Genomic DNA, 10,486 nt, shown 5'->3' with positions numbered 1-10,486 from the left:
ATAGAGGAATCAAAAATGCGCTAGGGCATAGCGTATCGGAAAATGCTTGTGGAGATGATCTGACGGGGGCTTTGCCTAGTCAAAAATCTGTGAAGCAAGAAATCTTGAATGTGAGTTCAAGAATCTCCCGCTCTCTTGGTCAGCATTCCCTTGCGCCTGTCGGCGACGCGGGGTCTGACCGCTAGAACGCTCAAGCGTTTAGCGGTGAGAGTATGTCAACATCAAAAAGTGAGTAGAATCAAAAATAGTCTTTTATCCATTGTAGATTTTATCGGCTCATTGGAGAAGGGTAAAATAATAAGCTGGAATCAAAATGATCTTTTCGTCAAGTATGAGATAATGATTTTAAGGGACGAGATCGAGTCCGATCCGTCTGGAGATAAGGATAAAAACAAAGCCCAAATTCCTTACATTCTGCACTTCACACCTTACGTTCTTATGATGTTAAAGCTATTTCGTTCTCATTATCCCCAAGGTAGTCTCGTTAGCGAGTTACTGCAATTCGAGCAAGGTAAATATGTGGTCAAAGTCACGGTTCATCTAGATCGGATGGTTTTAGGTACGGGTCTTGGTTCGGCTGATACTGTGGAAGAAGCAGAGGATCGCGCTCGAGAACGTGCTTTAGCGTTATTAAATCTTGGGACTATTCCGACTCTTCCTGAAGTGCGATCGCGCAATGGGAGTCCGTCGCACCTATCGGGACAGTCTCCTGCAACTGCAATTCCTGTTTCAGCGCAAGAAGAGGGGGGAGATGAGACAAAGAGAAGAGAAGAAAATGAGGAAAGAAAAGATGAGGAAAGAAAAGATGAGGAAATACAGGTTGTGTCTTCTCCCTCAACGGTTGTCTCTGAAGATTTATCTTATTTTTCCACTCCTGTCACGCTTCCCACTCCCGAACCTGCACCGGCGATCGCTTCTTTTGAGGATAAGATTCCCGAGGAAACGGTGATTCCAGGGGCGATCGCCTCTGTGGAGGATACTGTAGTGAAGGAAACAATCATCTCCCCAGAACCCTCACCAGAGGCTAGTTTTGACTTTTCTCCCTCAGAACCGACATTTCCCGAAACCGCGCCAGAAATGCAAGATTCTCCTGAACCTGTAGAACCTGAAACTGAACCTGTAGAAGAAACTGAACCTGTAGAACCTGAAACTGAACCTGTAGAAGAAACTGCGTCCCCAGCAACCATTAAACCACTGACAGAACCGATTGATTTCTCAGAGGTTCTCGCCCAAACTAATATTGAAATTCGTCGCTTACAGTGGACGCAAGCACAGGGACGCGATTTTTTAATCGAACGCTATGGTAAGCGATCGCGCCAAGTTTTGAGCGATGAGGAATTATTAGATTTCTTGGCATATCTGAAGTCACAATAATTTATTCTGGGTTATTTGTTACGATCGCAATAGGATAAATAGCAAACTGATCATTTGAACCATGATTCGAGAAGTTAAGATTCAAAACTATAAATCGATTGAAAGTCTCGATCTGGAGTTGGGACGTATTAATGTTCTCATTGGGGAAAATGGCTGCGGAAAAACTAATATTCTGGAGGCGATCGCCCTTGCTTCTGCGGCTTATAGTAACAAGTTAGATAATGAGTTTTTGGTGTCTCGCGGTATTCGCGTCACAGAACCTCAGTTGATGCGATCGGCTTTTGAGAAAGAGAATATTGTGAAAGAAATTGAGATAGAAATTATTCCAGAAAATGCTACAACCCTTAAGTTGATTTTAACAAATAAAAATGAATTATATTCTAAATGGTATTCCCATGCTGTAGATATAAAAAGTGGCAAAACACTATTCACACCATTAGAAGAATGGAAAGAGGGATTAGAATATCATAACCTACAACTAAAAAAACTTGTAGCTTCAGGAATCTCTAAAAAGGACAAAAAAAACAATAGAATAAAAGTAGAAAAAAATGATATAACAAAAGCGATTGAAAGCATTGAAAATCTTCTTGGTGATATAGGTAAAGCAAAGGAAACACCATATTTTTTAAATTTTATTTTGTTTTATCCAAACCATTCATCGCTGAGGATTTTTGAAGAAGAAGGACAAATTCAACCCTTGGGAACTCGTGGAGAAGGATTGTTTAAATTCTTGAGATTTCTTGATATGAAAGAAGATAAAACAAGATTCAAAGAAATAAAAGAGCGACTTCGTTTAATCAGTTGGTTTAAAGATTTTGAAATTCCTAAAGACTTGTTTGAGACCGAACGAAAAATACATATATTTGATAAATACCTCGATCCAGAACTCAAATATTTTGACCAGCGTAGCTCCAATGAAGGGTTTTTATTTATACTTTTCCATTTTGCTCTCTTTGTTGGCGAAGAAACACCCAAATTCTTTGCAATAGATAACATTGATAATTCACTCAATCCTAAATTATGTTGGCGAGTCGTTGAAGAGCTAGTGGAACTCGCACAAAAATATGATAAACAAGCTATTTTCACAACCCATAATCCTGCTATTTTAGATGGATTAGATTTACATGATGACGAACAAAGATTATTTGTTGTCTCTCGTAACAAATTTGGAAGAACTAGAGTTAGGCGAATTTTTAGTCCTAAGAAAATCGAGGGACAAGAACCCGTCAGACTTTCAGAAGCGTTTCTGAGAGGTTATATTGGAGGAATGCCGCAAAATTTTTAAGCCAATAATCAAAAATTCTAATAATGACTAGATTTGGAATAATTGCAGAAGGAATAACTGATCAAATTGTAATTAAAAACATCTTAATGGGGTACTTTACAGACCTTGAACCTGATGATGTCATCGAACTTCAACCTCAACGCAAGAAAGGAGAGGAATCTTTTGGTAATTGGGAATTAGTGTTTGCATATTGTCAGTCAGAAAAACTAAAACAAGCCTTGCAATTTGTCGATTATATTATCATTCATATCGATACTGATGTTTGCGATCGCGTTAACTTTGATATACCTAAATATGAAGCAGAAAAAGAATTAAGCGTAGAAGAATTGCGCGATCGCGTTCGGCAAAAATTGATAGGACTCATTGGCGAAACATTTTATCGCCAGTTTGCACCCCAGTTTTTATTTGCGATCGCGATCCACTCCCTCGAATGTTGGTTGCTTCCTCTATACTGCACGGATATAAAACAAGCTGCACAAACTAAAAATTGTGAGAAAAGATTAAGAAGAGTATTAACAGGAGAATTGGCGAAATTTTCTAAATCTCAACCCGATTACGATCGCCTATCCGAAAATTATTATTTAAACCCCGAAAAATTTACCCAATACTATCCTAAAAATCCCAGCTTAAAAATATTTATCGAAGAAATACAAACCCGAAAGATTACACTGGAAATATAGTCTCGATCGCCAATCCAGAAAAGCGATCGCCAACTCAAACCCCTATTTCTCATTCCGCATCCGAGTCAACTGATCGATCGTATCGCCAATAACTGCCGTTAAACTGCGACGAGTTTCGATATGATTGTCCTGTTCGCTCTTTAAAGCCTCCAACGCCCGATCGCGCTCGCGAATGACCGTGATTAACTTCTCCTTCACCGCTTCAGGAGTCTCCAAAGCAGCAATTTCCGCCTTAATAGCAGCCTCAATATCCTCCATCGACAGTGCAGGAATTTCCTCCTCAACCTGCTCAAGTTTTGCCTGTAGGAGTTGACTCTCTTGGCGAGCCAACTGCGCCTCCTCCCGTCGCTGTCGTGCTTCAATATTGTAGAGTTTGCGCCAATGTGCCGCACTCTCCTGCGCCGCATTGCGATCGCCCTCCAACTGCGCCAATTGCTGCTTTAACGTCCGAATTTCCGCCAGCCATTGCACCACCTCTTCACTCATAACCCAGCACTCCTTGAAAAAAGTCCGAAAAATTGCGATCGTTCTCTACAAAAATTTATCCTAACTGAAGATGCGAACTCTTTCCCGCGATGCCAGCTTGACCGAAATCTGGCAAATTAAGATATAGACCTCTTGCATCATTGCAAAATTCTGACCTTTTTCAGGGGGGTTAACGGCGATCGAACACGAATTTGCAAGCGATCTAATCGTGAATCAGTTTCACCATGCCACTCCCGCATTTTTTCCGCTTTTTCTCCCACCTAAATTGGCTAGTTATCCGCACCATTATCGCGAGAATTTTTCGCCAACGTTTGGCGGGTCTTTCCGCAGAAATGGCTTATAACTCCCTGTTGGCACTATTCCCAGCAATTTTGGCGCTTATTACCGCGATCGCCCTCTTTGAAGATCCCCTGTCCACCCTCTTTCGCACCTTAATTGAACGCTTTGGGGTTGTACAAGATGAGTCTCTCGGTTCTACCATGCGAGGGTTAGCAGCGAACCTGAAAATTGTCGCCCCAGATTTAGTTTGGGAACTTCTCTCCAACTTTGTTACAGAAATCACTCGTACCCGCAGCACAGGTCTATTTTCCGCCAGTTTTGCTGCCACTTTGTGGATCTCCTCCGCCGCGATCGGTGCCGCGATGAATGCCCTCGATCGCATTCACGAAATTCCCAGACACAAACGACGACCCTGGTGGCACGCAAAAATCATTTCCCTCCTGCTAACCCTTGCCAGTATTGGATTGCTTCTCATTGCCTCATTTCTCGTCCTTGTCGGCGATGTTCTCGTGAAATTCGCGGTCCGGACCATTGAGGCACTCCCCATCGAGGAATTGGAAATTGGCAGCTATTGGTTGCTCAAACTTTGGCAACAACTCAATTGGCCTTTTGCTCTGAGCATTGCGATCGTCGCTTTTGCCCTCATTTACCGCTTAGGTCCGAGTCAGTGGCGCAGAGACACCCCCATTCTCCCAGGAGCAATGTTAGCAGCCTTTGCTTGGGCGGGCATTTCCCTGCTGTTTCGCGTTTATGTCGATAATTTTGGCGCTTATAACAAGGTTTATGGGGCAGTCGGGGCGGTTATTGTTTTAATGCTCTGGTTGTATTTAACTTCCCTCGTTTTTCTGATTGGTGGCGTGGTTAACGTCACTGTTGGAGAAGCAATGAAACACAAAACGATTAAAAAAAGACCGCGCGATCGCCCTACCTTAGAAGGAAGAAAGGAGGAAATAATCCCTCCTCATCCCCCTATTCCTAAGCAAGCTGAAAAATAAACGTGACTTTATCTTCTTTCCCTAAAGCAATGCGATCGCCGGCTCTGAGGCGGTGACGGTTTCCTGGGGGCAAAGGATTATGATTGATATAGGTGCCATTGGCACTGCCCACATCCTCAATGAAGAACAGATCTGCTTCCACGCGAATATCGGCATGAACCCGCGAAACGATCGCCGAGTCGGAAAACCCAGAAACATCGACATCGGGGGGGATGGGTCCTCCTGGTTTGCCGATATGAATCACGGGTAAATTTTGGGGAAATTCAATAACGGTATCGGTTTGCAGATGCAGCAAACTCGCCGTTTTAACTTGGAGTTGCGTCGAAGCTCCTCCGGTAGAAATGGGTGGCAGAGAAGAAGAAATACTTTGTTCTTCTACCACTGTTGCCTCTGTAGAACTAGAGACGGGTGGAGGCGTGCTAACCTCAGATTTGCTGAGTTCAATGCCGTTATTTTCACCTTCTTCTGCCACGGTTATATTGGTTTCTTGTAAGTTATAACCGCATTGTCCGCAAAAACTGGCATCGACTTGGACGATCGTGCCGCAGTTGGGGCAATTGGTCATGGTAGGCAGAGGTGTATAACAGGCTTCGCATTGGGTTGCGCCGTCAGGATTTTGGTGATTGCAATTCGGACAAACGATCATGTTAATTATCAATGAACAATTATCAATTATCAATTATCAATGCTTGCTTCAATGTCCCGGGCGGCAATTTCATCAACGAACCACCAAAGTTCTCCCTCGGGTTGAATAAAACGGGAAGGATAATCCTTGGGATCGGCGGAATTCCCCCAAACATTAGCAAGGGCGTTTTGCTTGTTGGCTCCTGCTGCTAAAAAGATAACGCAACGCCCGCGATTGATGAGAGGAATAGTAAAGGTTAGGCGAGGTTGACCAGATTTGTTGCCAACGGCGACGAGGCGATCGCATACCTGTAGGACTTCTGTTTGAGGGAATAAAGATGCGGTATGACCGTCATCTCCCATGCCTAGGAGGATGATATCAAAACGGGGAAATTCCCCCGCTTTGACCCCAAAAAAGCCTTGGAGTTCGCGATCGTGGCGATCGGCATCGGCGGTGGCATCCTTGGCTCCGGTGGGCATGGCATGAATATTGGCTTCTGGGAAGTCTACCCGCTCTAACCATGCCTTGCGAGCCATATTACAATTGCTGTCGGGATGATCGTGAGGAACATAGCGCTCATCTCCCCAAAAAACGTGAATTTTATCCCAAGGGAGAGATTGAGCGGCGATCGCCTCATAAAGAGGCTTAGGGGTACTTCCCCCCGCGAGAACTAGAGTACATTGTCCTCGCTCTTGCAAGGCTAATTGGATTTTCTCCAGTACCAAAACCGTTGCCCGTTTTACTAGAGCGCTCTTATCGGCTAAAACTTCAATTGATGGATTATCCATGAAATTCTCTAAATTTAGTTATTTTCCAGCTTAAAGGGGGCCAATCATTCTTTGGCTCGATAACTTTCTTGAATTTTTGGCGATCGCCCTCTCCCCATTTTGTAACTTAATGTTACATTTCCCACACCAGAATTTAAGATCGTCATGCCTAACACTAGGTCTGTTAAGGTTTTCTCCTCGTCAATCAATCTGAAGCGATCGTGAGTTAAGATGGGAAATCTAGAGCAAGAGATTAGTAGTTTGAATATTTTTTTAACAGGTATTTTGGCGATCGGAAACGCAGCCAAAATAATTGGCAAGCACAGAAAAAGTCAAGAATCGCTATTGTACCTTCATGCTGAGTGTAAACCAGCCCGGAAGTCCCTATCTTTCTTGCCAACTTAAGATGTATCCCATACAGTTTAGCTTGCTCGATCTGATAGAGGGCTGCTGAAAGCCGCATCCAACAAAGATTAGGATAGCGGTAGTTTACTAGCTTGCTCCTCGCCATTGGTTAAACTATTATTGGCTGAACCTAGCTTTTGATAGACCTCGAAAGCGGTTCTCTTCCCTTATGCCGACAAGTTCCGGCAAGATAAGAGAAGGATTCTACAAGAGCTTTCCTGCTTAATCCTTTCGCCTTCATGCTTCCCCAAAGATTAAACTGATACGACTTAGATAAAAATAATGAACAATCCAGCCTTTTCTGCCTTTTCTTCTCTAGCGCTTAAAATTGTCGGGGTGATACTGATCGTTTCGTCGCTGCTTGACTATATCGTACTCGCGATTCCTTTCCAGATTACAAACAAAGACTGGCAACTGACCTTAGCCAGCAATATTGTTGATCGCGGTATCATTCCGATGGTGGGCATTGCTTTCCTCATTGTGGGATATTGGATCGGCGAATCCCTAGGAAATGAAAGTCGTGGTGTTTCTATCACTGACTTAAGATTTTGGTCTTTTTTGTTTGCCTGCATCCTCGGACTTATGTTTTTATTATTTATTCCCCTGCATTTGGGGAATCTTCGCTATAAAACGAAACAGGCCACTGAACAAATTCAACAGGGTTTAACGGCTGCCGAACAACAAATTCAATCTCAATTCGACCAAATCAATCAACTCCTTGGAGATAGCGCTCGCATTAAACAACTCGACGACGCAATTAAGGGCGGCCAAGTAACGGGTCCTCGTCTCGAACAATTACAAACTATCCGCAATCAAATCGAACAGTTAAAAACCAATCCAGCCGCATTGAATGAACAGCTAGAAGCGGCTCAAACCCAACTCCAAGAACGCCGTAAAGAAGCAGAACAAACTGCTAAAACTAATGCTTTTAAATCGGGTATCCGCACGGGAGTTAGTAGCTTGTTGCTGTCCATCGGCTATAGTGTCATTGGTGCGTTGGGTTTCCGAGGATTAGCTGGAGGAGGTGGCGCTACCAGTCGCCGTCGCGTCTAGTTTTATCACTCATCCCACTCTTCTTTATCGAGTGGGATGGTGGACAATTATTAATTATCAAACAATCTCTTCTGAAGTCTCCGTTAACCCTGTCGGGTCTAACGGGGGAGAACGTCACTAAACCATAGCTTATAACCTCTAACCCATACCCAAAACCTATTAATGTTTTCTATTTATATCCTGACTTACAACGAAGAAATAGAAATTGCAGCTTGTATCGAGTCTATTGTTTCTTTCTGCGATGACATTATTATTGTAGATTCTTATAGCAGCGATCGCACTTTAGATATTGTTAGTAACTATGATGTTCGCATTGTCCAACACAGTTTTGAAAGTCACGGTAAACAACGGACATGGATGCTGCGGGAAGTCTCCACCCAATATGATTGGGTTTACATCCTTGAAGCCGACGAACGCATGACTCCAGAACTTTATGCCGAATGCTGTCAAGTTATTCAAAATAAAGATGAATATATCGGTTATTATGTGGCGGAACGAGTCATGTTTATGAATCACTGGATTCGCCATTGTACCCAATATCCCCGCTATCAACTCCGACTTTTCCGTAAAGATAAGGTTTGGTTTGACGATTACGGCCACACGGAACGGGAAATTTGCGACGGTAAAACGAGCTTTTTAAAAGAAACCTATCCTCACTATACAAGCGGTAAGGGGTTCAGTCGCTGGCTGGAAAAACATAATCGCTATTCCACCGATGAAGCGAGAGAAACCCTGTCCCAACTCGAAGCCGGAGGGGTTCGCTGGCAAGATTTATTTTGGGGGCGATCGGAGGTCGAAAAGCGCCGCGCTCTTAAAGACCTCTCTTTACGTCTCCCTTTTCGTCCTTTTTTAAGATTTTTATATATGTATTTCCTGTTGGGGGGAATTTGGGATGGTCGTCCGGGTTGGGCTTGGTGCGTTCTACAATCTTTTTATGAGTATTTTATTATTCTTAAAGTTTGGGAACTCCAAACTCAAAAAACTTCCAAAGCAAACACAGCAAAGGTACCATTAGCAACAGAAAAACACAAAAATTAACATAAATTAAGAAAAATCTTAAGATATTTTCATTTATCGCAATATTTTGGCACAATAATTGAGAGTCCGATGGGAACAGTTTAGCTAACTTCCGGATATCGATCTATTTTTTTCCCGGTACTTTTTCGCAAACAATTTTCTCAACCCGTGACTAACTTAGAAGCCAAAGTTCAAATTCCGGTTCGACGAATGGTTTTATTCGTGCTGGTATTTATTTTATTAATTGCGATCGGGATTATGGGGTTCTTCTATTCTCAGAGTTTCGATCCGTATATACAAAGAGTCTTCGCGTTAAATAGAAATATTGAGCGAGGTCAAGAAATCTTTGCGATTAATTGTGCCGGCTGTCACGGAGTCTATGGGACGGGATATGTCGGTCCAAGCCTGGAACATTTGAGCGATCGCAAGTCCGACCTGCAAATTATTCGACAAGTGATTGACGGCACAACTCCACCCATGCCTCAGTTTCAGCCTAAACCGCAAGATATGGCAGATTTATTAGGATATTTAAAGCGATTGTAATGTAATTATTATTATTAACTATTTGTGATTATGGCAGGTCAAGTTGCCTCAAATATGGGGTTACGGAATTGGATACAGCGACTCATTGCCGCCATATTTTTAGGGGGTCAAGTTGTTTTGCATTTACTGAAGGCGAAAATTAACCGTCGCAATACCCTCGAACAGTGTAATGCAGTCGGTCCTGGTTCCTTGGCGATCGCCCTAACTACGGCGGGTTTTGTGGGGATGGTGTTTACAATTCAAGTAGCGCGGGAATTTATTCATTTTGGGGCAGGAAGCGCGATCGGTGGCGTTTTAGCGGTGGCATTAACCCGAGAATTAACCCCGGTCCTCACAGCAGTTGTTTTAGCGGGACGGGTAGGATCGGCATTTGCGGCGGAAATTGGCACGATGCGGGTCACGGAACAAATTGACGCACTTTATATCCTCAAAACCGATCCCATTGATTATCTGGTCATTCCTCGTATTATCGCTTGTTGTTTGATGCTGCCTGTATTAACACTTTTATCGTTACTTTTGGGAATGTCGGGAGGGTTATTAGTCGCAACAAATCTTTACGGTATTTCTCAATCGGTATTTCTCGAATCGATTCAAAATTTTTTAGGGGTATGGGATATTTTCAGTGCGGTGATTAAATCTGTTGTTTTTGGAGGATTGGTCGCCGTTATCGGCTGCAGTTGGGGTTTGACAACGACTGGAGGTGCAAAAGGAGTCGGACAGTCTACAACAACAGCCGTAGTAACATCACTTTTAGCCATTTTTGTGACTAACTTTTTTCTCTCTTGGCTTATGTTTCAAGGAATGGGGAATGCGGTAATTGGTGGGTAATTGGGTTTTTCGTCACTTTTTGGGCAACCTTGTTGGATCATTTGGCGATATAGTTCAACAACCCCAACGCAAGGCGATGGGGATTGAGGGAGAAACCTTGATTTAAACCGTTGAATACTGCATAGAGTTTCAGCTTGGAACGCACTCTC

Annotated in this window: 12 protein-coding genes and 1 pseudogene; 9 read left to right on the top strand and 4 right to left on the bottom strand. The window is 43.2% G+C overall.

Annotated elements, in window-relative coordinates; genetic code table 11:
* The 4 genes and pseudogenes from JUI58_RS02080 to JUI58_RS02065 all read left to right on the top strand — a co-directional run.
* Nucleotides 1-185: pseudogene (locus JUI58_RS02080) on the top strand (hypothetical protein); the annotation flags it as partial.
* A gap of 154 nt (nucleotides 186-339) precedes the next feature.
* Nucleotides 340-1,374 carry a hypothetical protein gene (locus tag JUI58_RS02075; protein WP_204102083.1) on the top strand — a complete coding sequence of 345 codons (1,035 nt, stop codon included), beginning with the start codon at nucleotides 340-342 and terminating at the stop codon, nucleotides 1,372-1,374.
* 61 nt (nucleotides 1,375-1,435) lie between these two features.
* On the top strand, nucleotides 1,436-2,659 hold the full coding sequence (locus JUI58_RS02070) for an AAA family ATPase (protein ID WP_239121209.1): 1,224 nt from the start codon (nucleotides 1,436-1,438) through the stop codon (nucleotides 2,657-2,659).
* A gap of 86 nt (nucleotides 2,660-2,745) precedes the next feature.
* Nucleotides 2,746-3,339 (top strand): hypothetical protein, encoded by a 594-nt coding sequence (locus JUI58_RS02065; protein ID WP_204102082.1) that lies wholly within the window; start codon nucleotides 2,746-2,748, stop codon nucleotides 3,337-3,339.
* A 42-nt stretch (nucleotides 3,340-3,381) separates the two neighbouring features.
* Here JUI58_RS02065 and JUI58_RS02060 read toward each other — a convergent pair whose 3' ends face one another.
* A complete protein-coding gene (locus JUI58_RS02060) occupies nucleotides 3,382-3,825 on the bottom strand; it encodes a hypothetical protein (RefSeq protein WP_204102081.1) in 444 nt (147 codons plus the stop codon).
* A 224-nt stretch (nucleotides 3,826-4,049) separates the two neighbouring features.
* Between JUI58_RS02060 and JUI58_RS02055 the strand changes: the two genes are divergently transcribed.
* Entirely contained in the window at nucleotides 4,050-5,099 is a 1,050-nt protein-coding gene (locus JUI58_RS02055) for a YihY/virulence factor BrkB family protein (RefSeq protein ID WP_204102080.1), read from the top strand.
* Here the strand turns inward: JUI58_RS02055 and JUI58_RS02050 are convergent.
* From JUI58_RS02050 to JUI58_RS02040, 3 genes are read right to left on the bottom strand one after another with little or no spacing between them, the layout of a single operon-like run.
* Entirely contained in the window at nucleotides 5,080-5,745 is a 666-nt protein-coding gene (locus JUI58_RS02050; RefSeq protein WP_204102079.1) for an FHA domain-containing protein, read from the bottom strand. The two genes, JUI58_RS02055 and JUI58_RS02050, sit on opposite strands and share 20 nt — an antisense overlap.
* A gap of 29 nt (nucleotides 5,746-5,774) precedes the next feature.
* Nucleotides 5,775-6,512 carry a 6-phosphogluconolactonase gene (pgl, locus tag JUI58_RS02045; RefSeq protein ID WP_204102078.1) on the bottom strand — a complete coding sequence of 246 codons (738 nt, stop codon included), beginning with the start codon at nucleotides 6,510-6,512 and terminating at the stop codon, nucleotides 5,775-5,777.
* Nucleotides 6,513-6,556: 44 nt separating this feature from the next.
* Nucleotides 6,557-6,799 carry a hypothetical protein gene (locus tag JUI58_RS02040; protein WP_204102077.1) on the bottom strand — a complete coding sequence of 81 codons (243 nt, stop codon included), beginning with the start codon at nucleotides 6,797-6,799 and terminating at the stop codon, nucleotides 6,557-6,559.
* A gap of 379 nt (nucleotides 6,800-7,178) precedes the next feature.
* Between JUI58_RS02040 and JUI58_RS02035 the strand changes: the two genes are divergently transcribed.
* From JUI58_RS02035 to JUI58_RS02020, 4 genes are all read left to right on the top strand, one after another.
* On the top strand, nucleotides 7,179-7,949 hold the full coding sequence (locus JUI58_RS02035; protein WP_204102076.1) for an HpsJ family protein: 771 nt from the start codon (nucleotides 7,179-7,181) through the stop codon (nucleotides 7,947-7,949).
* A 162-nt stretch (nucleotides 7,950-8,111) separates the two neighbouring features.
* A complete protein-coding gene (locus tag JUI58_RS02030; RefSeq protein WP_204102075.1) occupies nucleotides 8,112-8,987 on the top strand; it encodes a glycosyltransferase family 2 protein in 876 nt (291 codons plus the stop codon).
* Between the two features lie 147 nt (nucleotides 8,988-9,134).
* Entirely contained in the window at nucleotides 9,135-9,509 is a 375-nt protein-coding gene (locus JUI58_RS02025; RefSeq protein WP_204102074.1) for a cytochrome c, read from the top strand.
* Nucleotides 9,510-9,539: 30 nt separating this feature from the next.
* Nucleotides 9,540-10,337 (top strand): MlaE family lipid ABC transporter permease subunit, encoded by a 798-nt coding sequence (locus JUI58_RS02020; protein WP_204102073.1) that lies wholly within the window; start codon nucleotides 9,540-9,542, stop codon nucleotides 10,335-10,337.
* The last annotated feature ends 149 nt before the right edge of the window (nucleotides 10,338-10,486 follow it).

The organism is Spirulina sp. CCY15215 (assembly GCF_016888125.1).
GTDB lineage: Bacteria > Cyanobacteriota > Cyanobacteriia > Cyanobacteriales > Spirulinaceae > CCY15215.
This window is presented reverse-complemented; position numbering and strand designations above follow the sequence as displayed.

Coding starts and splice junctions, on each gene's coding strand:
- JUI58_RS02075 (WP_204102083.1), top strand. CDS start 340: ATGATTTTAAGGGACGAGATCGAGTCCGATCCGTCTGGAGATAAGGAT.
- JUI58_RS02070 (WP_239121209.1), top strand. CDS start 1,436: ATGATTCGAGAAGTTAAGATTCAAAACTATAAATCGATTGAAAGTCTC.
- JUI58_RS02065 (WP_204102082.1), top strand. CDS start 2,746: ATGGGGTACTTTACAGACCTTGAACCTGATGATGTCATCGAACTTCAA.
- JUI58_RS02060 (WP_204102081.1), bottom strand. CDS start 3,825: ATGAGTGAAGAGGTGGTGCAATGGCTGGCGGAAATTCGGACGTTAAAG.
- JUI58_RS02055 (WP_204102080.1), top strand. CDS start 4,050: ATGCCACTCCCGCATTTTTTCCGCTTTTTCTCCCACCTAAATTGGCTA.
- JUI58_RS02050 (WP_204102079.1), bottom strand. CDS start 5,745: ATGATCGTTTGTCCGAATTGCAATCACCAAAATCCTGACGGCGCAACC.
- pgl (WP_204102078.1), bottom strand. CDS start 6,512: ATGGATAATCCATCAATTGAAGTTTTAGCCGATAAGAGCGCTCTAGTA.
- JUI58_RS02035 (WP_204102076.1), top strand. CDS start 7,179: ATGAACAATCCAGCCTTTTCTGCCTTTTCTTCTCTAGCGCTTAAAATT.
- JUI58_RS02030 (WP_204102075.1), top strand. CDS start 8,112: ATGTTTTCTATTTATATCCTGACTTACAACGAAGAAATAGAAATTGCA.
- JUI58_RS02020 (WP_204102073.1), top strand. CDS start 9,540: ATGGCAGGTCAAGTTGCCTCAAATATGGGGTTACGGAATTGGATACAG.